Origin of the sequence: Planotetraspora sp. GP83 (assembly GCF_041262585.1) — a bacterium.
In the GTDB taxonomy this organism is placed as follows: Bacteria; Actinomycetota; Actinomycetes; order Streptosporangiales; family Streptosporangiaceae; genus JAOEGB01.
Genome location: NZ_JBGCBZ010000031.1, coordinates 34099 through 57555, shown reverse-complemented (window position 1 = coordinate 57555; position 23457 = coordinate 34099). Strand labels below are relative to the sequence as shown.

Here is a 23457-nt window from a genome sequence, read left to right as displayed (position 1 = left end):
GACGAGCCCTTCTCATCTATTGGGCCCGCGACGGGCCACGGAGATGACTTAACCACGCCACTCAACTTTCAAACCGGTCTGAAACGGAAAACATCCCGAAATTGCGGCGCATCCGTGACATGCAAAACTTGTCCACATCGGAGCGGCACCGGTAGGTGATTGTGCTTGGCGGAGTAGCGCCCCCTCCGACCTGGTGACATACGGTCAAAACATGGACGTGCGCCGCAGTTCCGATACCCGCCCCTTCTGGCTCGCCGGGCGTCCCGCGACGGGAGACGCCGAGCTCACCGTGACCAACTCCCACGACGGCCGCGCCGTCGGCGTCTACTCGGTGCCGACCGCCGAGCAGGTCGAGCAGGCCGTGGCAGCGGCCGACGCCGTGCGCAAGCAGGCCGCGGCGCTGCCCATCCACGTCCGCGCGGAGGCGCTGGCCCACGTCGCCCGCCGCCTGGGCGAGCGTTCCGAGGAGATCGCCCAGCTCATCAGCGGCGAGAACGGCAAGCCCATCTTCTGGGCCCGTGGAGAGGTCACCCGGGCCATCTCGACATTCCGGTTCGCCGCCGAGGAGGCCCGCCGGTTCAGCGGCGAGGTGCAGCGCCTCGACACCGAGCCCGCCGCCCAGGGCCGCCTCGCGTATGTCACGCGCGTGCCGCACGGGCCGGTGCTGGCGATCACCCCGTTCAACTTCCCGCTGAACCTGGTCGCCCACAAGGTCGCTCCGGCGATCGCCGTCGGCGCGCCCATCATCGTGAAGCCCGCCCCCGCGACCCCGCTGTCCGCGCTGGTGCTGGGCGAGATCCTCGCGGAGACCGACCTGCCCGAGGGCATGTTCTCGGTGCTCCCCATCCCGAACGACCGCGCCGGATCCCTCGTGGAGGACCTGCGCCTTCCGGTGGTCTCCTTCACCGGCTCGGGCCCGGTCGGGTTCGCGATCATGGACAGGGTGCCTCGCAAGCACGTCACGCTGGAACTCGGCGGCAACGCCGCGGCCGTCGTGCTGGCGGACGCGAACCTCGACTGGGCCGCCGGCCGGATCGCCCTGTTCTCCAACTACCAGGCCGGCCAGAGCTGCATCGCCGTACAGCGCGTGATCGTGGAGGAGCCGGTCGCCGACGAGTTCACCGAGAAGCTGATCGTCGCGGTCGGCGCACTGGTCACCGGTGACCCGTCTGACGAGAAGACCCAGGTCGGGCCGCTCGTGAGCGAGGACGCCGCCGTACGGGTCGAGAGCTGGGTCAACGAGGCCGTCGACGCCGGAGCCCGCGTGCTGACCGGCGGGACCCGTGACGGCGCCACGATCACCCCGACCGTTCTCGCCGAGGTGCCCTCCGGCGCCAAGGTCGCGGCCGAGGAGGTCTTCGGCCCCGTCATGCTGGTGCAGCGGGTCGCGTCCATCGACGAGGCGTTCGCCGCCGTCAACGACTCCAAGTACGGCCTGCAGGCCGGTGTCTTCACCCGGAGCCTGGACGCCGCCTTCCGGGCGAACCGGGAGCTGGAGGTCGGCGGCGTGATCATCGGCGACGTCCCGTCCTACCGGGCCGACCAGATGCCCTACGGAGGCGTCAAGGAGTCGGGCGTCGGCCGCGAGGGCCTCCGGTCCGCGATGGCGGACATGACCTTCGAGAAGGTCATGGTCCTCACCGGCCTGTCGCTCTGAAACTCCTCGGGGGTTTTCGGAGCCCTGCTCGCGCCGCCGGATGAACTCTGGGGAAACTGTGTCGCCCGGGGGATTAATCTCCCCCGATCGGCGCAGTTGACCAGGCATGGAGGCCAATACCCTTCTGCTGGGCGTCGTCGTCGCGACGGCGCTGACCTTCGACTTCACGAACGGATTCCACGACACCGCCAACGCCATGGCGACGTCGATCGCGACCCGGGCGCTTCCGCCGCGGGTGGCCGTCGCGCTGTCGGCGGTGCTGAACTTCGTCGGCGCGTTCCTCTCGCTGGAGGTGGCGGCCACGATCGCGAAGGGCATCGTGGACAGCGGCGCGATCACGCTGACCGTCGTCTTCGCCGGCCTGGTCGGCGGCCTGGCGTGGAATCTCCTGACCTGGTACTTCGGCATACCGTCGAGCTCGTCCCACGCGCTGATCGGCGGCGTCGTGGGCGCGACCCTGATCGCGGCGGGCGCGTCCGCGGTCAAGGGCGCGGGCATCGTGTCGAAGATCCTCGTCCCCGCGATCCTCGCGCCGGTCTTCGCCATCGTCGTGGCCACGATCGGCACCTACCTGGTGTACCGGATCACCGCGAACGTGCCCGACCGGGTGCGGACGCGCGGGTTCCGGCTCGGTCAGATCGGCTCCGCCTCGCTGGTCTCGCTGGCCCACGGCACCAACGACGCCCAGAAGACCATGGGCGTCATCACGCTGGCACTGATCGCCAACCACTCCATCACCCAGAACGACGGCACGCCGTTCTGGGTGATCGTCGCCTGCGCGCTCGCCATCGCGCTCGGCACCTACATCGGCGGCTGGCGGGTGATCAGAACACTCGGCAAGGGGCTGACCGAGATCGAGAGCCCGCAGGGGTTCGCGGCCGAGGCATCGTCGGCCGCGATCATCTTCGCGGCCACGCACTTCGGGTTCCCGCTCTCCACGACCCACGTGTGCAGCGGCTCCATCATGGGCGCCGGGGTCGGCAAACGGCTCGCCGAGGTCCGGTGGGGGCTCGCGGGCCGCATGGTGACGGCCTGGTTGTGCACCCTCCCCGCCGCCGCCCTGGTCGGCGCGGGCGCCTGGAAGGGCGCCGACCTCATCGGCGGAACGGGAGGGGTGACCGCCGTCTTCGTCGTCGCGCTGATCTTCGCCGTCGGGCTCTACCTGGCCGCGCGCAGGCAGCCCGTCAACCACGCCAACGTCAACTCCGAATGGACGGGGAAGCTCCCACCCACGAAGGAGCCCGTGGCATGAGCGGAGGAGGGGCATGAGCCAGTTCATCGATGTGGAATCCCTCTGGAAAGTGCTGGTCGCCGGGCTGCTCGGAGGCGCCGGGCTGGCCGCCGTGTACGCCCTGGGGCTGGCCGGCCTGTCCGCCTACACCGCCGAGGACACCAACTCGGGGGCCCGGCCCGCCGGTCTGGCCGTGGCGGTGGGGTGCTTACTCATCGTCCTCGCCGGGGCCGGGCTTGGGATTTATGTGATGCTGGCCAAATGATTGGAGATATGTCAAAGATGTCCAACGGTGCCGAACTGCTGCGGCGAACACCAGGTCTGAAGGTGGTGGACGACGATGACGACGATCCCATCCTCCTCCGGGCCGACGGGCGGCCCGTGGACACCTGGCGCGAGCATTACCCCTACGACGAGCGCCTGTCCCGCCACGAGTACGACTACAACAAGCGGCTGCTCCAGATCGAACTGCTCAAGCTGCAGTATTGGCTGAAGGCCACCGGCGGCCGTTTGGTGATCCTCTTCGAGGGGCGGGACGCGGCCGGCAAGGGCGGCACGATCAAGCGCTTCATGGAGCATCTCAACCCCCGGGGCGCCACGGTCGTGGCCCTGGAGAAGCCCACCGAGCGTGAGAAGACCCAGTGGTACTTCCAGCGCTACACCGCCCATCTCCCGTCGGCGGGCGAGATCGTGCTGTTCGACAGGTCGTGGTATAACCGGGCCGGCGTCGAGCGGGTCATGGGGTTCTGCACCCATGAGGAGTACGTCGAGTTCATGTACCAGACGCCGATGTTCGAGCGGATGCTCGTGCGCGACGGCGTCCACCTGGTCAAGCTGTGGTTCTCGGTGTCGCGGGCCGAGCAGCGCACCCGCTTCGTGATCCGGCAGGTCGACCCGGTCAGGCAGTGGAAGCTCTCCCCGATGGACATCGCGTCGCTCGACCTCTGGGACGACTACACCAGGGCCAAGGAGGACGTCTTTCTCAACACGGACACCGAGGAAGCCCCCTGGACGGTCATCAAGAGCAACGACAAGAAACGCGGACGCCTTGAGGCCATGCGGTATGTCCTGTCGCTGTTCGACTACCAGGACAAGGAAGCCTCCATAGTCGGCACGCCGGACCCGCTGATCGTGCGGTCCGCCGCCGACATCGTCGACGAGGACAACGCCGAGCCGCTCAGTCCCCTCGGTTAGGCGCGCTCGGCCAGCCGGAAGAGGTCTCGGGTCGCGGCGCCGAAGTAGGGGCCGTACATCGTGCCGTGGTCGTTGCTGTACTTGAAACTGCTCACCGAGGTCAGCGTGCCGCGCCCGGTGGCCGGGTCGAAGTCGCTGAGCCACGGGCCGCCGCTGGCGCCCGCCGTGAGGTCGCAGCGCAGGCCCTGGTCGCGGGTCTGGCCCTGCGGGTCGCCGTGGACGACGCCCGCGCAGTACAGCAGGTGCTCCCCGTCGTACGGCGCGTCGGCGGGGAAGCCGAACCCGTAGGTCCGCAGCCCCCGCCTGGGGGCGAAGCCGATCTGCTGCCCGCCCACCGCGTCGGCCAGGTGACTGCCGCCCTGGCTCGTCACCGCCACCATGCCCACGTCGTGGTCGTCGTCGCCGCTTCGCGACCACGGTCCGGGCACGAACATCCGCCGGGCCGAGAAGGTGCCGTACGGCTGCCGCCCGTCCTGGTAGCCGGGGATGAAGGTCCAGTTCTCCGCCCAGGGGCCCGAGCCGTCCTTCACACAGTGCCCGGCGGTGACCACCACGTCCCTGTTCGCGCTCCTCACGGCGCTCGCCGAGCAGACGAAGTCGACGCCGTTCATGCTGAGGAACACCCGGCCGGTCGTCCTCGTCACCGAGCCTCCGGCGTCCCACTGCGACCCACTCGTGGTGGCCGCCGGAGCCGTCCTCGGCCGCGCCGCCGATGCCGCGCGGCGTACCTGCGCGGCCTGCCGTACGGGCCTGGCGTGGCTCAGCGCACGGGCGGTCAGGGCGGTCCAGGGCTGGGCGGGCGGGGGCAGGACGCCGGTTGTGAGCGCCCCCACCTGCTTGACCGTGGAGAGCAGGTCGATGGGGATCGCCCGCGCCATCCGCTCCGGCGTCCAGTACGTCTTGGGCGCCGGCGCGGCCACGTGCTCGACGACATCCGCCACCGGGGCGACCCGGGGAGCCGGGCCCGACATGAGCCCGGCGGCAAGCGTGGCAACGGCAAGCAGGGGGAGGCTCGGAGTCATGGCACCCGAGTCTGGACCACGTCACGTGTTCTTGTGGCTACTTTCGGTAAATCAGGTCAGCGACGTGCTCTGGGCGGCGTTGTAGACCGCCTGGGCCTCGGGGCCGAAGTAGGGCCCGAACATCCAGAAGCTCGCGAAGTTGTACTTGAAGCTGTTCACCGAGTTCAGCAGGCCCGCGCCGGTGCTCTCGTTGAAGCTGAGGAACCAGGGGCCGCCGCTGGAGCCGCCGGTCATGTTGCAGTTGAGCCCCTGGTCCTCCGACTGCAGGAAGTCGTCGAACGTCCGGCCGCCGCAGTAGACCAGCTTCGACCCGTCGTACGGCGAGGCCGCCGGGTAGCCGAAGGAGTACATCTGCCGCCCGCGGGGCTGGTTGAAGGCGATGCCCTGGCCGCCCACGACGTCGGTGAGGCTCTGGCCGCCCTGGGGGGCGACGACGGCCGCCGCGACGTCGTAGTTCATGTCCTCGCTGGAGCTCCACTGCGGAGTCGTCAGCAGGTTGGTCGCGGGCCAGGTGCCGTTCGGGCGGTTGCCCTGGTCGTAGCCGGGGACGAAGACCCAGTTGCTGTGGAAGCCGCCGTTGATCTTGACGCAGTGCCCGGCCGTGATGACGACGCTCTTGTTGACGCTGGTCACGGCGTTGCCCGAACACGAGGCGTTCCGCCCCGCGTCCGAGCCCGCCGTGATGGTGAAGAACACGCGCCCGGCGGTCTTCACGATCGCGCCGCCGCCCGTCCACGCCGCGCCTGAGCTGCGTGACGAGGCGTAGGACATGCCGTAGGTCGTGTCGGCGGTCAGCGTGGGCGCGACGGTCGCGGGCTTCGCGGCAGGGGCGTCGAGGAGCGCCGACGTGCTGGCGAAGCTCATGTCGTCTGAGTCGGGGGCGTCAAGGGGCTTGGCCGTCTCCATCTTGGCCTCTGTCCAGTAGCTCTTGACGCTGCGCTGCTCCGCCTTGGTGTCCGCCGCCTCGTGGATCACAGGGTGCGGGTTCGGGGCTGTGACGCGGGTGGCGCCGTGAGCGCTCGCTACGGGAAGCAGGGCCCCGGCCACGGCCAGGACGGGGACTGTGAGAGTGGCGAAACGTCGTGCCGTGGGGTGCATGCGTACCTCCGTGTCGGATGTCCCGGCGAAGGTAGCGAGCCCGCAATCCGGATTTCTCACGATTCGCATATACGGTTATGGGCAGATTCGGGCATTTATGTACTGGTTTCTCGGCTGCCCCGGTGTTCCCGTGATGACAGGCTCGGGTCCGCGCGAATGCCCGGGCTGACGGCTCTCGCTCGTCGGGGAGAATGGGGGAGTGACTTCCCAACCCCGGTCGATCGTCGTGCTGGGCTCCACCGGCTCCATCGGCACCCAGGCACTCGAAGTCGTCGCCCAGGCCCCCGGCAGGTTCCGCGTGGTGGCCCTGGCGGCCGGAGGCGGGCGGGTGGACCTGCTCGCCCGGCAGGCGGCCGAGTGCGGGGCCGAGGCCGTCGCCGTCGCCGACGCGGCAGCCGTACCGGCACTCGAAGAGGCGCTCGCCGCGAACGGCGCGCGGCCGAGGATCCTGGCGGGCCCCGAAGGCGTCGCCGAGCTGGCCGCCTGGCCCTGTGACGTCGTGCTGAACGGGATCACCGGCGCGCTCGGGCTGACCTCCACGCTGGCGGCGCTGGAGGCCGGGCGCGTGCTCGCGCTGGCCAACAAGGAGTCCCTGATCATCGGCGGTCCGCTGGTGAAGCGCCTGGCGGCTCCCGGTCAGTTGCTCCCGGTCGACTCGGAGCATTCCGCGCTGGCCCAGTGCCTCTGGGCGGTGGGCCCGGGGGGATACGGCGGGGGCGCCGACGCGAAAGCCGTACGCCGCCTGGTCGTGACCGCGAGCGGCGGCCCGTTCCGGGGGAGATCCCGGGCCGAGCTGGGGGACGTCACGCCGGAGATGGCGCTCAACCACCCGACCTGGAACATGGGTCCCGTGATCACGGTGAACTCCGCGACCCTGGTCAACAAGGGTCTGGAGGTCATCGAGGCGCATCTGCTCTTCGACATCGGGTTCGACCGCATCGAAGTCGTGGTGCATCCGCAGTCCGTGATCCACTCGATGGTGGAGTTCACCGACGGCTCGACGATCGCGCAGGCGAGCCCGCCGGACATGCGCCTGCCGATCTCCCTGGCCCTTGGCCACCCCGAGCGCGTTCCGGACGCGGCGTCGGCCGTCGACTGGACCGCCGCCCACACCTGGACCTTCGAACCGCTCGACGACGAGGCCTTCCCGTCCGTGGCGCTCGCCCGCCACGTCGGAGCCCTCGGCGGTACGGCTCCCGCCGTGTACAACGCCGCCAACGAGGTGTGCGTCGAGGCGTTCCTCAAGGGCGGCCTGCCGTTCCTCGGCATCGTGGACACGATCGAGCGAGTGGTCGCCGAGCATTCCGCCGGCCCCGCCTCCTCGGTGGAGGAGGTCCTGGCCGCCGACTCCTGGGCACGCGCCCGCGCCGCCGAACTCGTCCGCTGAACTCGCGGGGCAGACGGAGCGAGGCGGGGATATGCCCAGTGATGTGCGGGTTTGGTGTGCGAGTTTGGTTTGCTGGGCGAACCCAGGGCAGGTGCGGCTGGCGGACTGCCTAAACTGATGGAGTCGCTTCACGCCACCGCACAAGGGACTGAAATGTCTGTTGATCTCGGGATTCCGTCCGTACGATCCCAGCCGATCGCCAAGCGGCGGGTCTCGCGGCAGATCATGGTCGGCTCGGTTCCGGTCGGTGGTGACGCGCCGGTCTCGGTGCAGTCGATGACCACCACGCTGACCGCCGACGTCAACTCGACCCTCCAGCAGATCGCCGAGCTCACCGCCGCCGGCTGCCAGATCGTCCGGGTCGCGGTCCCTTCTCAGGACGACGCCGACGCGCTCCCGATGATCGCCAGGAAGTCGCAGATCCCGGTGATCGCCGACATCCACTTCCAGCCGAAGTACGTCTTCGCGGCCATCGACGCCGGATGCGCCGCCGTCCGGGTCAACCCCGGCAACATCAAGAAGTTCGACGACAAGGTCGGTGAGATCGCCCGCGCCGCCGCCGACGCGGGCACCCCGATCCGCATCGGCGTCAACGCCGGCTCGCTCGACCCGCGACTGCTCCAGAAGTACGGCAAGGCCACCCCTGAGGCCCTGGTCGAGTCGGCGCTGTGGGAGTGCTCGCTGTTCGAGGAGCACGGCTTCCGCGACATCAAGATCTCGGTGAAGCACAACGACCCGGTCGTGATGATCCAGGCCTACCGCCTGCTGGCCGAGCGGTGCGACTACCCGCTGCACCTCGGCGTCACGGAGGCGGGCCCCGCCTTCCAGGGCACGATCAAGTCCGCCGTAGCGTTCGGCGCCCTGCTGGCCGAGGGCATCGGCGACACCATCCGCGTCTCGCTCTCCGCGCCCCCGGTCGAGGAGGTCAAGGTCGGCACCCAGATCCTGGAGTCGCTCAACCTGCGCGAGCGCGGCCTGGAGATCGTCTCCTGCCCGTCGTGCGGCCGGGCCCAGGTCGACGTCTACACCCTCGCCGAGCAGGTGCAGGCCGGTCTCACGGGGCTCAAGGTGCCGCTTCGGGTGGCCGTCATGGGCTGTGTCGTCAACGGCCCCGGCGAGGCCAGGGAGGCCGACCTCGGCGTCGCCTCCGGCAACGGCAAGGGCCAGATCTTCGTGAAGGGCGAGGTCATCAAGACCGTCCCGGAGTCGCAGATCGTGGAGACCCTCATCGAGGAGGCCCTGCGCCTGGCCGAGGAGATGGGCGTCGACGTGGACCTCGACGACGACGCCGCGGGCCCCGAGGTCGTCGTCCGCTAGGAAAGGGGTGTCCCGCCGACCCCGTTTTGGTGATCACACACAAAGTGTTGCGAGCCGCTGGGCGAACGCGGACATCTCGTCGCGTTGCTGGTCTGGTTCGATGGTGGTGGGACTCACCACGATGCGGGTCACGCCCAGCGCGGCGAACGCCTCGACCCGTTCGACGGTCATGTCGATCGACCCCCACCGCGTGTATTCGAGCGTTTCCGGGCTACGCCCCGCTTCGATGGCGGTCGATCGGGCGAGTTCCATCTGGATGGCGCGCTCCTGGGGATCAAGCGCGCCACCGGGAAAGTAGCCGTCGCCGCGCCGCCCGGCTCGGCGTGCGGCCGCCCGGCTCGATCCGCCGATGTGGATCGGCAGTTGAGCGACCCCGTAGGGCTTGGGAAAGCTGGACAGGTTGTCGAAGGCGAAGAATTCCCCGTCGAAGCTGACGCCGTCTTCGCCGCCGGTCCAGAGCAGTCGCAGCACGTCGATCGCCTCGTCGGCACGACGGCCGCGGGTGCTGAAGTCGACCCCCACCGCCCTGGCCTCACCCGGCAGGGTGCCGAGCCCCACGGTCAGCAGCCGCATCCGCCCCTTGGACAGCACGTCGATGGTCGCCAGACGTTTGGCGAGGATGACCGGGTGGTGGTACGGCAACAGCAGCACACCCGTTCCGAGCAGGATCCGCTGGGTGGCCGCGGCGACGAAACTCAGGCAATCGAGCGGATCGGCGTACGGCAGCGACGGCGGCATCTCATAGGGCCCCACCATCGCACCGGGATACAGCACGATGTGCTCCGGCAGGTACAGCGACTCGAAGCCGCAATCCTCGGCATGCCGGGCATAGGACATGATCCTGTCGGGATCGGCACCGTAGTAGGCCGTGTTATAGCTGATCGCGAACTTCATCGTTGTTCCTCCGGTTGGCTATGCGGATCGATTCGTGTACGACCCGCAGCTCTGCCTTGTCGTAGGCGTGGTAGAGGCTGGCGGAGCGCAGTGGCCGTACCATCCCCGTCGATCCCGTGTGCCTCGTAGTCCCGCCGCAACGCTAGGACCTTGTCACCAATGTCAAGGCAAGCTCCACCGCCCGGTCACGCCGCCGGCGCGGCCGCGGATCCGCGATCTTTGATGATGATTACAGGTAGCAAATGATTGACTACACACTGTCATTCATCGGAGTATGCGGGCGTAGCCGCGCGATCACGTCCGGGAAGCTGGCCTCTGCCGTGTGAGCAGAGGGAGCGTGCTGGTGAAGCGGGTTGTCGGATTGGTCGCGGGTGTCGCGATGCTGAGTGCCGGACTGGTCACCGGGCCGGATGGGGCGCGGGCCGTACCGGTGCCGGGCCCGATGCGGGGCCCCATGCGAGGCATCGCCTGGGGACCCTGCGCCCAGCCGGGTCAGGCTGGGGCGCTGGGCGGGGTCCTGCGTCCGCTGGGTTCCCAGCCCGCCAGGTCACGCACGTTCACCGCGGCCACGGCGGGCATGGCGCCGGTCGCGGCTCCGGGCAGGGCCCCGGTGGGGAATCCGGTGGAGTGTGCGACCGTCCGGGTTCCGCTCGACTACCGGGAGCCGCTCGGGCAGCAGATCACTCTGGCGCTGAACCGGATCAGGGGCACCGCCAACCCGGACGGCAACCATCTCGGCGCGCTGCTGGTCAATCCCGGCGGGCCGGGCGGGTCGGGCCGCGGGCTGGCGCAGTACGTGGCGGCCGCGCTGCCCAGGGACGTCGCGGCCAGGTTCGACGTGATCGGCTTCGACCCTCGCGGAGTCGGGGCGAGCGAGCCCTCGATCAGCTGCGTGGACCCGAAGCGCTTCTACGCCCCGCCCCGGCTCGACAACGTGCCGCGCGGAAAGGCGGATGAGGACGCGCTGATCGACCGGGCCCGGCAGTACGCGGAGAGCTGCGGCAACCGGTGGGCCTGGTTCCTGCCCTACCTCACCACGGAGAACGCCGCTCGTGACATGGACGCCATCCGCGCGGCCCTGGGCGAGGAGAAGATCAGCTACCTTGGCTACTCGTACGGCACCTACCTGGGGGCCGTCTACGCGACGCTGTTCCCGCAGCGGGTGCGGCGGCTCGTGCTGGACAGCGTGGTCGATCCCGAGGGGGTCTGGTACGACGCGAACATCGCCCAGGACTACGCCTTCGACCGGCGTCACAAGGACTTCCTCGCCTGGGTCTCCCGATACGACCGCGTCTTCCACCTCGGGCAGACCCCGGCGGCCGCGAGCTTCGCGTGGTACAGCATGCGCTCCCGGCTCCGGGAGAAGCCCGCGGGGGGCATCGTGGGCCCGAGCGAGCTGGACGACATCTACACGACGGGCGGATACTCCGACCGGGTGTGGCCGCGGCTGGCTCAGGCGTTCTCCGACTACGTGCTCAAGGGCGACACCGCGGGCCTGGTCGCGCTCTTCCACGGCCAAGCCGAGATCGACGCCAAGGAGGAGAACAACTACGCGGTCTATCTCGGCGTCCAGTGCCGCGACGCGGCCTGGCCGCGCTCCTGGGCGCGCTGGCACGCGGACACGGAGAGGGTGCAGGCCGAGGCTCCGTTCATGGCCTGGCCCAACGCCGTCTACAACGCGCCCTGCGCCTTCTGGCCAGAAAGGGGCGGCACCCCGGTCAAGGTCGGGACCGCCCAGCTTCCGCCCATTCTGCTGATCCAGTCGCAGCACGACGCCGCCACGCCGTACCCGGGGGCGCTGCACATGCGCCGCCTGTTCCCGACCGCGCGGATGATCAGCGAGGACGGTGGCAACCACGGCGTCTCGCTCGCGGGTAACCCGTGCGTCGACCGCCACCTCGCCGCCTACCTGCGGGACGCGACCCTGCTGCCGCAGCGCCGGGCCATGCGACGAGCGGACGCGACCTGCCCGGCCCAGCCGGAGCCTCGCCCCCTGGTGTCCAGGAAGGCGCGAATGTCCGGCCCCGGCTCCGCCGGCCCATTGCTCGGTGGGCCGCTGTTCGCCGGGGTGCTGCTGGTGGGTCAGTTGTCGCGGGGGCCGCTGTCCGTTGTCCGCTAGACCGGTGTTGGCCGGGTTTGTCGGCGTGTCGCGTCCGTAACTTTCAAAGTTCACGTCGTCGCGTAGGCTTGGCCCGTGATGCTGCGTACATCGGCGTCGCGCGTGCTCGACGACAATGATCGCGACGAGGTGCTGGCGCTTCTCGACACCGATCCGGTCGCCAACGTCTTCGTCGCCTCCCGGGTCAGGACCGTGGGCCTGAATCCCTCCCGGTTGGGCGGCCAGATGTGGGGGTTCGGCCCGCGCGGCGGGCTCGTGTCCCTCTGTTACTCGGGAGCCAACCTGGTCCCGGTCAACGCCACCAGTGAGGCCGTCCACGCCTTCGCCGACCGTGCCCGCAGGCAGGGACGGCGGTGCTCCTCGATCGTCGGCCCGGCGGGCGCCGTCGAGCGGATGTGGGAGCGGCTGGAGCCGCACTGGGGGAGCGCGCGGGCGATCCGCTGGGCGCAGCCCGTCATGGCGACCGGCTCCGCGCCCCCCGTCGAGCCCGACCCGCTCGTACGGAGGGTCCGGCCCGAGGAGTTCGGCACTCTGCTGCCGGCCTGCGTGGCGATGTTCACCGAGGAGGTCGGCATCTCCCCGGACAACGGCGACGGCGGCGCGCTCTACCGATCGAGGGTAGCCGAGCTGATCCGCATCGGCCGGTCCTACGCCCGGATCGAGGACGGCAAGGTGGTCTTCAAGGCCGAGATCGGCGCGGTGACTCCACAGGCGTGCCAGATCCAGGGCGTCTGGGTGCACCCCGACCACCGGGGGCGCGGTCACGCCGTCGCGGGGATGGCCGCCGTGGTGGAGCAGGCGCTGAAATACTTCGCGCCCCTCGTGACCCTGTACGTCAACGACTTCAACGTGTCGGCGCGGGCCACTTACCGCAGGGTGGGCTTCCGTGAGGTCGACACGTTCATGTCCGTACTGTTCTGACCAGCCTCGCCATCAGGTGGTCGAGCTCGGCCGCCGGGTCGCCGGTCAGCCCCGCGTGGACCGGGCCGGTCTGCACGATCGTGCTCCTCGGCGCGGTGAGCCAGCGGAAGCGGCTGCCGAGCGACTCCCCGCTCAGGGGCCCCGCCTCCTCGCCGCAGGCCACCTCGTAGGCCGCGAGCGCGTGCCGTACCCCGGGAAGGTCGATCTGTCCACCCAGCGCGAGCAGCCGCCGCTCGTCGAGCTCGACGCGGGCGCACAGGTAGCCCTGAGGCTGGCAGTAGACGATCACACCGGCGTTGATCAGCTCTCCGCGCTCCACGCTGGGCATGACGCGGATCACGGCGTACTCGTAGACGTCCCGGCTCATCGGCTCTCACCTCGGGTGGCGCGCCAGAAGCCGCCGATGGTGCTCCGCTCACGCCGCGGCCCGGGTCTCGCGCCCCGCGACGCGGCCGGGTCGGGAAGCCACTCCCTCGGCCCCCGCGCGCGGGTGAGAAGGTGCTCGACATAGGCCTGCCGTACGGCATCGGCGCTGTCGAAGCCGGGCTCGCCGTCGAGCCACTCGTCGGGAACCAGGGCGGTGACCGTGTCGAGCAGCTCGCGCGTGATCTGCCCGCTGAGGTCGGCGTCGGCCTCGGTCAGCTTCGTCGCGAACGGCGCGAGCACGTGGTCGCCCGCGTCGTAGCGGCGCCGGGGATCGGCGGTGGGCCAGTTGTGGTGGAACCACAGGGCGGCGCCGTGGTCGATCAGCCACACACCTCCATGCCAGACGAGGAGGTTGGGGTTGCGCCAGCTCCGGTCTACGTTGTGGATCAACGCGTCGAACCAGAGCACCCGCGACGCGAAGCCGGCGTCCGGCTCCCACACCAGCGGGTCGAAGCCGAGCGCGCCGGGCAGGAAGTCGATCGCGAGGTTGTGGCCCGCGCTGGCGGTGAGCAGATCCTGGATCTCCTCGTCGGGCTCGCGGGCGCCGATCTGGGGGTCGAGGTCGATCACCTTGAGCTCGGGGGTGGCGAAGCCGAGCCGCCGGGCCAGCTCGGCACAGATGATCTCGGCGACGAGCACACGGCGGCCCTGCCCGGCGCCCCTGAATTTCACGACATAGGTGCCGAGATCATCGGCTTCGAGGACGCCGGGAAGTGACCCGCCCTCCCGGAGGGGCGTGACGTATCTCGTCGCCGTGATCTGTTCCAGCACGACAGGAAGGCTACCGGCGTTCCCGCGGCGTGCTCACACCCGGGAGATGATCTCCTCGGCGAAGCGCTCCATGGTGGCGATCTTGAACTCCACGGAGTTGCCGTGCTTGGCGGTCTCCTCGAAGGTGGCGAGCCACCAGGGGGCGGCCATGGTGGCGGTGAGGCCCTTGTCCTCCAGCCTCCGGCAGATCGCCGGGTCGGGAACGAGCGCCACAGCGGCGACGATCTCGATGGCGTCCTCGGCCCTGCCGTACTCCTTGAGGTAACGACGGAGGTCGGCGATCACCGCGTCGAGTTGCTCCTCGCTGTAGACGCGGTTGCCGATCCAGCCGTCACCGATCCGCGCCGCCCGGCGCAGCGCGGCCTCGCTGTCGCCGCCGATGTAGAACGGCACCGGCCGCGCCGGGGTGGGGGCGATCGACAGCGGGCCGAAGTCGAAGAACTCCCCGTGATGCTCGACCGTGCCGCCCTTCCATAGCTCGCGGAGCACGGGGATCATCTCGTCCAGCCGCCTGCCCCGGGTGTGGAAGTCCTGGCCGGTCTGCAGGAACTCGTCCTTGCACCACCCGACTCCGACGCCGAAGGAGACCCGGTCGTGGGAGAGCACGGCGGCCGTGGACACCTGCTTGGCGACCGTGAACAGGTCGCGGGCCGGGGCGATGTAGACGTTGGGGGCGAAGCGGAGCCGTTCGGTGACGGCGGCCATGGCCCCGATGGTGACCCACACGTCCGGCCAGTGGGTCCCGGCGTCGTACGGCGGGGCGCCCGTCGGCGAGTAGGGATACCGCGACTGGTAGTCGGCGAAGAAGATGTGGTCGGACAGGGTGAGGGTGTCGAAGCCGCAGCGATCGGACGCCTTGGCCAGCTCGACGAACTGGTCGGTCTCCGTGAAGGACGCGCCTAGCCAGAAACGCATGCCCGCTCCCTTAGGTCGGCTCAGTCGGCTCAGTCGGCGAATTCGGGGATGACCTTGGTGGCGAACAGTTCGAGGTTGCGCTTGACCGTGTCGAGCGGCAGCACGCCCTGCTGGCCCTGCATGAACAGGCCGAACCACTCCAGGTCGGGCATCCGGTCGAGCATGCGCTGAATGCCGCGCTTCACATCGTCCGGACCGCCCAGAAGGGCCATCTCGACCTCGTTCATCCGGGCGAAGTCGCCCTTCTCTGGCGAGATCGGCTGATGCCTGTCGTCCTCCTTCTTCCGCAGCACCTCCAGATATCCGAAGGGGCCGAAGAAGGCGGCGAAGTCCTTCTGCATGCTCGTGCCGTACGTCGCGATGGCCTCTTCCCGGGTGTCCGCCATGCCGACGATCTTCAGGATGCCGGTGTGCTCCCCGAGCTTGTAGTCCCGCCCGCACTTGGCGGACTCCTCCTGGTAGAGCCGGGCCTTCGCGGCGTGCTCGTCCGGGTTGGGAGTGAACATCCACGGCAGAATGTCCTCCTGCGCGGCCCGGATGACCGACCTGTCGGAGATCGTGAACGGCTGCCACAGCTCGGGATAGGGCTGCTGGTACGGCTTGGGGCAGACCGAGACGGCCTGGATCCTGCCGTCCTCGGACACCTCGCCGGGCGCGCCGAACTTCCGCGTCCACTCCAGCGCGGGCCAGCCCTCGATCCCGTCGTACGGCGAGGGCACCTCGTAGTCGAGGACGTCGGACTTGTAGCGGAGCGTGTCCTGCGTCCAGGCCATCTTCATGATCTTCAGCACTTCGCCGAACACGTCGAAGTTGCGTGTGTCGGAGGCGGACCCGTCCGAACGGGCGGCCGCGGCCTTCCAGCGCTGGCCGAGCACGTTCATCCAGCGGTTCTGGTAGCCCCGGGCCACGCCGAGGCGCAGCCGTCCCTTGCAGAACTGGTCGAGCAGCGCCACGTCCTCGGCCGCCCGGATCGGGTCCCAGGCGGGCAGCACGATGCCGAGCGGGGCGAGCAGGATGCGCTCGGTCCTGGCGGCGAGGTCGGTGAGGAACATCAGCGGGTTGACCGAGAACTCGAATCCCTCCGAGTGGAAGTGGTGCTCGGTCATCATGAGCGCGTCGAAGCCGATCTGGTCGGCGTGGACGGCGATCTCGCGGACCTCGTGGAGGAGGTCCTGGTACGACTCGGTGTCCCGGCCGATGGGCCGTCTGGCGACCGCGTTCTCCTCGCTCCCGTAACCGGAGCCCGGGATCTGCGGGTTCAGAAAGATCGAGAACTTCACCGCGTGACCTCTTTCACCCATGTGTTGACGACGAGGAGGAACTCCCCTGGCCGTTCCTCGTGCAGTCGGTGGCCGCTGCCTTCCCAGACGACCGTCTTGGAGCGGGGGTCCTTGAAGACGGTCTGCTCCCAGGCCGCCTGGGCCGGGTCGAACCAGAACGAGAGCACCGGGCACTCGCGCCGCGCCAGGTACTCCTCGGAGGCGGGCCGTACGCCGATCGAGCCCGGCTCGCCGAACATCGCGGCGAAGGACTCGGCCAGCACGTGCGCGGGCATCGCGAGGAGCCGCCGCCGGTGCCACTCCTTCAGCCAGCCCGGCGACGCCGGAGTGAAGGTCCACTGATCCATCTGTACGGCTGTCGCGTTGGCGTCGCCGTCCCGGAGCGCGGCCACCATGGCGGGGAAGCCGTCCGCGACGGCCCCGGTGAAGCCGTAGCCGGGGTCGACGGTGACCAGGGCCCGCACGAGCGAGGGATGCTCGACGGCGAGGTGCGAGACCACCTGGGCGCCCATCGAGTGCCCGATCGGGATCACGGACTCGACGCCCAACCGGCCGCAGAGCCGTACGAGATCGTCGGCCATGCGGCGCGGGGTGTTGCCTGACTCGGCCGCCGACGAGTAGCCGTGCCCGCGCAGGTCGACGGCGATGACCCGGTGCCTTTCGCGCAGCGCCGGGATGTGGTGCGTCCACTCGTGCGAGTCGGAGCCCCAGCCGTGCACGAGCAGCAGGACCGGGCGCGCGGAGCCGTCGTCGGTGTAGAACAGACGCACGTCTCCGAGATCGGCGAACGGCATTCGGCCTCCCTCCGCCTGGCAAGCTACCTCAGGAGAGGGCAACCGAGCAATCGCTTGTTCGAAGAAGGCTGTTGAGCAGGCTCATCCCTGGGTGACCCGGCGGGCGCCTCCCCTCCGCGCGCCCGCCGGGTCAGGTTTCCCGGGTAGAGCTCGGAATCCACCACATGTGGCCGCCGGCGACCTCGTGGTAGACGTCGAGAAGGTCCATTCCGGTGATCTTGCTGCGCGACTCGGCGGCCGCCCAGGCGAACACACCTCTGGCCATCGCGCCGGTCTCCTGCTGGACGCGCAGCGCGTAGACGCGGGCTCTGATCTCGTGGACCTTGTGGTCGTCGGGCTCGGCCTGCGCGGCCAGCTCGGCGAGCTGGCAGGCGAGCCGCAGGTCGCCGTCCGCCGCGGCCGTGACGGCCCGCCCGGCGACCGAGGCCGCGCCCGATGACAGCTCCGCGACGGCCCTCGCGAAGACGGCGTCCGGCGCGGGCTTGAGATGGGCCGGGTTGCCGTCGTGCCAGCCGCCGTGCAGCCGCCAGATGTTGCGCACGATGAACTCGGGCTCGTCGTAGAACGGCTGGAGGTAGACCCGGCCGGCCAGCTCGGGTGGCGGCTCGACGCTGTGCAGGATCTCGTCCAGGCGGGCGCCCGCGTTCATCAGGTCGAGGGTCTGCTCCACCAGGCTGTCGAGGTAGTCGGCGGTGTCCACGAGCGCCCGCCGCACCCGGTCGGCCCCCGCGATGGGCAGCCCGTGGCCGGGGAGCAGCATCTCCGCGTCGAGCGTGGCCATAGTGCGCAGCGCGACCGCCCACTCGTCGGGGTAGCGCTGCACCTTCTGCGGGTTCCCGGCGTTGGGGGTCACCCAGACGAACAGGTCGCCGGTCAGCAGCACGCCCCGCTCGGGCAGGAAGGCCCAGGTGGCGTCGTCGGTCTCGCCGCGGGCGTGCCGCAACTGGAACGTGACGTCCCCCAGCGACAGGTTCAGCCTGCTCTGGTACGTCATGTCCGGCAGCCGGTAGCTGGTGGGCCAGACCATCCGGACGAAGCCGAACTGCCGCTGGTCGACCACGGTGTTGTATCCGGCCGTCCGGGCGTACCGGCCGAACCTCCGCGCGATGCCCTCGTGGGCGACGACGATCGGCCGGGCGCCGCTCTCCTCGTCGAACGCCTCCATGCCGGCCACGTGGTCGAGGTGGCCGTGCGAGAAGATCGCATACTTGACGGGCTGCTCCGACCATTTCCTGATCGCCCGATACATGGCCGGGGCGTCCACGGCGTTGCCCGTGTCGAACAGCGCCAGCCCTTCCTGTCCCCGGACTGCGTAGACATTGCCGAACGCCGGCCACATCGCCACGCCGTGGGCGATCTCCTGGGCGCCGCCCAGCCGCAGCTCCGCGAGGGGGACCTCGTTGGCGGGCACCGAACCACGCCACACTTTGTCAGCGTATTCCAGGATCGGTGAAGTCATGTCCCAGAGCTTCGCCGTCTCCCGGTGCCCGCGCCCAGTAGGGAGGTCCCTAGAGCAGGGCGCGGGCCTCAGAAGTCCTCCCGCCCCGCGAAGCCGGGGCCGGGGTCGACGCCGTCATGTCCGGAGTCGTACCCGGAGTCGTATCCGGACGGCTGCTGGGGCGCGCATCCGCTGCCGCAGCCGCCGAAGCGGGCGCCGTCGACCGGACGGAACGGCGTCGCCTCGGTGTCCCTCAGGGCTTTGAGCATGGTGCTCTTCCAGATCCGGCCTGAGATGTCCGCCCCGAAGACCACGCTGTAGTACCGGCCGCCGATGGTCACGCCGCTCAGCTTGTGGCCGGTGGCTCCCCGGGGGTCGCCGAGACTCACCGCGCCGGCGAGGTCCGGGGTGAACCCGGCGAACCACGCGGTGGAGTAGCCGTCAGTGGTGCCGGTCTTGCCCGCCGCGTCGCGGCCGATGCCTCCGACGGCGCTCATGGTGCCCTGGGGGCCGAAGACACCCTTCATGATGTGCGCGGCCGCGTCGGCGACCCCGGGGTCCAGGACCTGGCGGCACCGCGGCTCGTACGTGGTGGTCCTGCCGTCGCGGTCGGTGATCTTCGTGATGGCCTGGGGCGGGCAGTACTCGCCCCGCGCGGCGATGGCGGCGTAGGCGGTGGCGACGGTCACGGGGTCCATCTCGTTGATGCCGAGTGTGAAGGTCTCGAACTCCTGCAGCGGCCGGCCGTCGGCACGCTTGATGCCCAGCGACTTGGCGGTCTTGACCACGTCGCACAGGCCGACCTTCTGCTCCAGCTCAACGAAGAAGGTGTTGACCGACTGCCAGGTGCCCGTCGCCAGGGTCTTGAACCCGCCCGACCCCTCGTCGTTGGTGACGGTGTGGGCCGGGTCTCCGATGTTCTGGCCCCTGCAGTTCTTGAACGCCGAGGAGCCGGGGGCGGTGTAACCGGCGGGGGCGCTGAGGCCGTCGTCGATCTTCCATCCCTTTTCGAGGGCGGTGAGGAGCGTGAACACCTTGAAGGTCGAGCCGGCCTGGAAGCCCGTGCCGCCGCCGTGCGCGGCGTCGGCCACCAGGTTGTAGGAGACCTCCTTCTTGCGTGCGTCGGTGCCGTACTTCCGGCTGGCCGCCATCGCCTTGATCTCGCCCGTCCCCGGCTCGACCAGGGCTTCCGCGGCGACCGGGTTGTCCGTGGCGTAGACCCGGTCCCTGATGGCCTTGTCGGCCGCGGCCTGCGTCTTCGGTTCGAGCGTGGTCTTGATGGTCAGGCCGCCGCGCTTGAGGAAGACGTTGCGCTCCTCCGCCGTCTTTCCGAACGCGCTGAAGACCGGGTTGGTGAGGATGTCGGCGCGCACGTACATGCAGAAGTAGGGATAGGGGCTGGCCTCGCACCCACCGGGCAGGGGGGTGCCCTTGTATCCCAGCGGCTTGCTCATGGCCTCTTCGGCCTGCTGCGGCGTGATCTTCTTGAGCTCCGCCATCCGGTCGAGCACGGTGTTGCGCCGTGCCACCAGCCGTTGCCGGCTCTTCTTCCCCGCCGAGGGGTCGGTGTTGTTCGGCTGCTGTACGGCTCCCGCCAGGGTCGCCGCCTGGGCCAGGTTCAGGTGGGCCGCCGACACCCCGAAGAACCGCTCGGCCGCGGCCTCCACCCCGTTGGCCCCCGCCCCGAAGTAGGCGATGTCCAGGTATTTCTCCAGGATCTCGTCCTTGGAGTATTTCCGCTCCAGACCCATGGCGTACCGCAGTTCGTTGAGCTTGCGCCCGTAGCTGGGGGCGAGCGCCTCGTTCTGCTCCTGCTTGGTGGACGCCTTGTTCAGCATCACCTGCTTGACGTACTGCTGGGTGATGCTGGAGCCGCCCTGGCTCACCCCGCCGGAGATCAGGTTCTTGGCCAGGGCGCGGACCGTGCCCTCGATGTCGATCGGCCCGTGCTGGTAGAAGCGGTAGTCCTCGATCGAGATGATCGCGGTCTTCATCACGTCGGCCACCTGGGTGAGCGGGACGCTCGCCCGGTACTGGTCGTAGAACTGGGCGATTTGTTGGCCGTCCGCGTCGAGCACGATCGTCTTCTCGGGCAGCGGCGGCTCGTGGAGGTCCTCCGGTTTGATGTCCAGGTCGTTCGACGCGGTCACGATCCCGACGCCCACGCCGCCCACCGCCGGCAGCGTGATCCCCGCCACCAGAACGCCCGCGGCGACCCCGAGCGCCAGAAGCAGGGCGATGGCTTTACCGGTGCTTGTCTGAAATATCCCCCGAACTGACACAATCACAGGTTATTAGGTTCAAGTGACTGATGTGACGTGAGTTATGGCAGCTCACAGCTCGCCCCGCTCGACGGCGAGAGCCAGCTCCACGCGGGACCTGAGGCCGGTCTTGGCGTACACGCGGGTGAGGTAGACCTCGACGGTCTTGCGGCTGTAGTTCAGCTCCTCCGCGATCTGGGGGTTGCTGAGGCCGTCGGCGACCAGCGCGATCACCCGCCGCTCGCTGGGGGTGAGGCCGCCGGTCTGCTCCGGCACCAGGCCCGCCGCCCGCAGGCGGCGCTCGGCGGCGTCCCGCCAGGGAATCGCCCCCAATTTGGCGAAGATCGCGTGAGATCGGGGGAACTGCGCCTGGTCCCCCAGGACGCCGAGCACGAACCGGGCCTGGGCCTCCTCGAACGGCAGGCCGTCGGCCCGCGCCCGTTCCAGCGCCGCACCGGCCCGCGAGCGGTCGCGGAAGGCCCATCCCATCGCCACGTCGGCGGCGAGCTGGGCGCGTGGCGTGCCGGTGGCCGACAGCTCGGCCAGCCGGGCGGCGGCCGTACGGCAGGCCGCGATGTCACCCGAGGCGGCGTGCAGCAGAACCTCGACGGCGAGTGCCCGGTGGACCACCTCGGGGACGTTGTGTTCGAGCGCGCGCGTCAGTTCCCGCCGGGCCGTGGCCCTGTCGCCCTGGAGGAGGGCGAGGCGGGCCCGGAATGTGCTGCGCGTGCCCGAGTGCATGGGGCACTCGGGCGGAGGCTCGGCCAGGACCCGCGCGGCCTCCGCTGTCCTGCCCTGGTCGATCAGGATGTCGAGCTCGATGTTCCGCAGCAGGGCGAGGTTCTCCAGCAGGCCCGCTTCGGCCAGGGCGCTCGCGCCGGTCGCGATGTCGGCGAGCGCCCGTTCCCATTCGCCGCCGAGCCGCCGGACCACGGCCATCGTCCGCACGTGCTGCCCGGCGATGTCGTGCCAGCCGAGCCCGCGGTGGATCCGCTCCGCCTCGCCGAGCAGCTCAAGGGTTTGGGAACGCAGCCCCGCGACCGACATCACGTGGGCCGCGGACTCCAGCGACGCCAGCCGGGCGCCGGGAGGCAGCGCCGCGGCGAAGCCGAGCAGGTCGTCCACCGCCCGCTGCGCCTCCGCCCAGTCGCCCTGGATCACGGCGTGCAGGGCCAGGCACCCCGCGGTGACGACGCGGTCCTCCGGCGGGCAGTCGGGCAGGCCGTCCCACGCACGCCGCGTCAGATCGTCGCTCGGCCGGCCGAGCTCCGCGTTGATCAGCGCCTGCTGCGCGAGCAGGGCAGTGGGGTCGTCGACCTTCGCGAGCTGCCGCCCGGCGATGGCCAGGGCCACCTCGTACCAGCCCATGGTGTGCGCGGCGCTGACGGCGGTGTACGCGGTGCGGGTGTGCCTGCGCCCGGGAGACAGCACTGCCAGCGCCCGCTGTCCCGAGTTCAGCGCCAGCGCGGGCCGGGAGCCCTTCCAGTACGCCATGGCCTGCCTGGCCAGGAGGTCGCCGCGGTCATCGGCGATCTCGGCGGCCCTGCCGTACCAGTGGGCGGCGGAAAGGGGGGCGGTCCAGCGGGTGAGCTCGGCGGCACGCAGCATCGCGGGCAGCGCCTCGGCCGCCGAGCCGCCCTCGGCGACATGCGTGGCCCACTCCAGCACCCGCCGCGTGCCGGTCAGGCCCTCCCGCTGCAGCAGCTCGGCGATCCGGGCATGGACCCGGCGCCTCTCCGCCACGCCGAGGTCGTCGTAGAGCGCCTCGGCCACGAGCGGATGCGCGAGCCCGTAGCCGTCGCCGGTGCGGGTGACGACACCGTCGCGGACCAGGTTGTCGAAGGCGCGCTCCGCCTCGCGCAGGCCGAGCCCCGCGAGCTCGGCGAGCGCGGCCAGGTCGGTCGTCTCTCTCGTCCTCGACAGCGCGGCGAGCACCCTGGCCAGGTCGCGCCCGCCCTGGTCGCGCTGGAAGAGCCGGCTCAGGATGGCGCCGCGCCGCGCGCCCGGATCGGGGGACCGTACGGCGCCGCCCTGCACCAGGGTCAGCACGGCCTCCTGGACGAACCACGGGTTGCCCCGGCTCGCGGTGTGGATCCGCTGGAGGATCACGTCACTGGGCGTACGGCCCAGCAGCGCGGTGACGAGCCGGGACACCTCGGCCATCGACAGCGGCTCCAGCCTGACGGCCAGATCGACGTCGAGCGCCGGCGGGCGCCGTGCCGTGCACAGGACGGCCAGGTGGGGGACGTGGCGGGGAAGCGACCTCAGCACCCGAAGCGTGTCCGCGTCGGCGAGGTGGAGATCGTCGATGGCGATCAGCGTCGGGCCGGGCAGCGACTCCAGGAGCTGCGCCGACAGCACGGCGGGGGCCGCGGGGGAGTGGCCGTGCACCGCCTCGTCGATCGCCTCATGGAGCCGTGACAGCGCGTCCGGCACCTCGGCGCGCAGCGCGGCGAACGCGTCGACGAGAGGGGCGTACGCGAGACCGCCGTCCAGCTCGCGGGCCTGGCCGCGCAGCACGCGGAATTCGCTCAGCCGCTTGGTGACCTCACCGAGGAGGTGGGTCTTCCCGATGCCGGGCTCGCCGCCGATGAGGACGCTGCGCGGCGTCCTGGACAGGGTCGAGGCCACCCGGTCGAGGATGTCTGCCCGGCCCACAGTGACCATCCGGAGATCCACGCCGGCGGTCACCCCCTTCGCATCCGTCCCACTGGTACCAGTAGGACGCGGCG

The 23457-nt window shown here is 70.1% G+C and carries 19 protein-coding genes; 8 read left to right on the top strand and 11 right to left on the bottom strand.

The genetic code is table 11. The annotated features are described in order from the left end of the window. Nucleotides 1–211 precede the first annotated feature (211 nt). From ABH927_RS30965 to ppk2, 4 genes are all read left to right on the top strand, one after another. The gene (locus ABH927_RS30965; RefSeq protein WP_370027432.1) at nt 212–1657 is read left to right on the top strand and encodes an aldehyde dehydrogenase family protein; all 1446 of its coding nucleotides are present in this window, start codon (nt 212–214) and stop codon (nt 1655–1657) included. A 106-nt stretch (nt 1658–1763) separates the two neighbouring features. Continuing rightward, nucleotides 1764–2909 (top strand): anion permease, encoded by a 1146-nt coding sequence (locus ABH927_RS30960; RefSeq protein ID WP_370027430.1) that lies wholly within the window; start codon nt 1764–1766, stop codon nt 2907–2909. 13 nt (nt 2910–2922) lie between these two features. Then, nucleotides 2923–3153, top strand: coding sequence for a hypothetical protein (locus ABH927_RS30955; RefSeq protein ID WP_370027428.1), 231 nt, complete (start codon nt 2923–2925; stop codon nt 3151–3153). 8 nt (nt 3154–3161) lie between these two features. Then, nucleotides 3162–4082, top strand: a complete 921-nt coding sequence (ppk2, locus tag ABH927_RS30950) for a polyphosphate kinase 2 (protein ID WP_370027426.1) — start codon at nt 3162–3164, stop codon at nt 4080–4082. Here the strand turns inward: ppk2 and ABH927_RS30945 are convergent. Both ABH927_RS30945 and ABH927_RS30940 read right to left on the bottom strand, forming a co-directional pair. Continuing rightward, nucleotides 4079–5104, bottom strand: coding sequence for a serine protease (locus tag ABH927_RS30945; protein WP_370027424.1), 1026 nt, complete (start codon nt 5102–5104; stop codon nt 4079–4081). The two genes, ppk2 and ABH927_RS30945, sit on opposite strands and share 4 nt — an antisense overlap. 51 nt (nt 5105–5155) lie before the next feature. Then, nucleotides 5156–6202 carry a serine protease gene (locus ABH927_RS30940; protein ID WP_370027422.1) on the bottom strand — a complete coding sequence of 349 codons (1047 nt, stop codon included), beginning with the start codon at nt 6200–6202 and terminating at the stop codon, nt 5156–5158. Between the two features lie 199 nt (nt 6203–6401). On the opposite strand from ABH927_RS30940, the gene dxr reads away from it, so the two are divergent. Together dxr and ispG are read left to right on the top strand one after the other, a co-directional pair. Continuing rightward, on the top strand, nt 6402–7589 hold the full coding sequence (gene dxr, locus ABH927_RS30935; protein ID WP_370027420.1) for a 1-deoxy-D-xylulose-5-phosphate reductoisomerase: 1188 nt from the start codon (nt 6402–6404) through the stop codon (nt 7587–7589). A gap of 153 nt (nt 7590–7742) precedes the next feature. Beyond that, entirely contained in the window at nt 7743–8906 is a 1164-nt protein-coding gene (gene ispG / locus ABH927_RS30930) for a flavodoxin-dependent (E)-4-hydroxy-3-methylbut-2-enyl-diphosphate synthase (protein WP_370027418.1), read from the top strand. 33 nt (nt 8907–8939) lie between these two features. Here the strand turns inward: ispG and ABH927_RS30925 are convergent, their stop codons facing one another. Beyond that, nucleotides 8940–9800: an LLM class F420-dependent oxidoreductase gene (locus tag ABH927_RS30925; protein WP_370027416.1), complete on the bottom strand. Its 861-nt coding sequence runs from the start codon at nt 9798–9800 to the stop codon at nt 8940–8942. A gap of 343 nt (nt 9801–10143) precedes the next feature. On the opposite strand from ABH927_RS30925, the gene ABH927_RS30920 reads away from it, so the two are divergent. Then, nucleotides 10144–11919 carry an alpha/beta hydrolase gene (locus ABH927_RS30920; RefSeq protein WP_370027414.1) on the top strand — a complete coding sequence of 592 codons (1776 nt, stop codon included), beginning with the start codon at nt 10144–10146 and terminating at the stop codon, nt 11917–11919. Nucleotides 11920–11997: 78 nt separating this feature from the next. Then, the gene (locus ABH927_RS30915; protein WP_370027465.1) at nt 11998–12840 is read left to right on the top strand and encodes a GNAT family N-acetyltransferase; all 843 of its coding nucleotides are present in this window, start codon (nt 11998–12000) and stop codon (nt 12838–12840) included. Here the strand turns inward: ABH927_RS30915 and ABH927_RS30910 are convergent. The 8 genes from ABH927_RS30910 to ABH927_RS30875 all read right to left on the bottom strand — a co-directional run bounded on the left by ABH927_RS30910 (nt 12821) and on the right by ABH927_RS30875 (nt 23392). Beyond that, nucleotides 12821–13207 (bottom strand): DUF3037 domain-containing protein, encoded by a 387-nt coding sequence (locus tag ABH927_RS30910; protein WP_370027412.1) that lies wholly within the window; start codon nt 13205–13207, stop codon nt 12821–12823. The genes ABH927_RS30915 and ABH927_RS30910 overlap by 20 nt on opposite strands. After that, complete coding sequence (locus ABH927_RS30905; RefSeq protein ID WP_370027410.1) at nt 13204–14037, bottom strand: HipA family kinase; 834 nt, start codon at nt 14035–14037, stop codon at nt 13204–13206. The genes ABH927_RS30910 and ABH927_RS30905 overlap by 4 nt, the downstream gene beginning before the upstream one ends. Nucleotides 14038–14070: 33 nt before the next feature. Beyond that, complete coding sequence (locus ABH927_RS30900) at nt 14071–14952, bottom strand: TIGR03619 family F420-dependent LLM class oxidoreductase (protein WP_370027408.1); 882 nt, start codon at nt 14950–14952, stop codon at nt 14071–14073. A gap of 29 nt (nt 14953–14981) precedes the next feature. Continuing rightward, a complete protein-coding gene (locus ABH927_RS30895) occupies nt 14982–16232 on the bottom strand; it encodes an LLM class flavin-dependent oxidoreductase (RefSeq protein ID WP_370027406.1) in 1251 nt (416 codons plus the stop codon). Then, nucleotides 16229–17026 carry an alpha/beta fold hydrolase gene (locus ABH927_RS30890; RefSeq protein ID WP_370027404.1) on the bottom strand — a complete coding sequence of 266 codons (798 nt, stop codon included), beginning with the start codon at nt 17024–17026 and terminating at the stop codon, nt 16229–16231. The genes ABH927_RS30895 and ABH927_RS30890 overlap by 4 nt, the downstream gene beginning before the upstream one ends. A gap of 130 nt (nt 17027–17156) precedes the next feature. Beyond that, nucleotides 17157–18485, bottom strand: coding sequence for an alkyl sulfatase dimerization domain-containing protein (locus ABH927_RS30885; RefSeq protein ID WP_370027402.1), 1329 nt, complete (start codon nt 18483–18485; stop codon nt 17157–17159). A 68-nt stretch (nt 18486–18553) separates the two neighbouring features. Beyond that, nucleotides 18554–20746, bottom strand: coding sequence for a transglycosylase domain-containing protein (locus ABH927_RS30880; RefSeq protein WP_370027400.1), 2193 nt, complete (start codon nt 20744–20746; stop codon nt 18554–18556). Between the two features lie 51 nt (nt 20747–20797). Beyond that, nucleotides 20798–23392: an AAA family ATPase gene (locus ABH927_RS30875; RefSeq protein WP_370027399.1), complete on the bottom strand. Its 2595-nt coding sequence runs from the start codon at nt 23390–23392 to the stop codon at nt 20798–20800. Nucleotides 23393–23457: the final 65 nt, after the last annotated feature.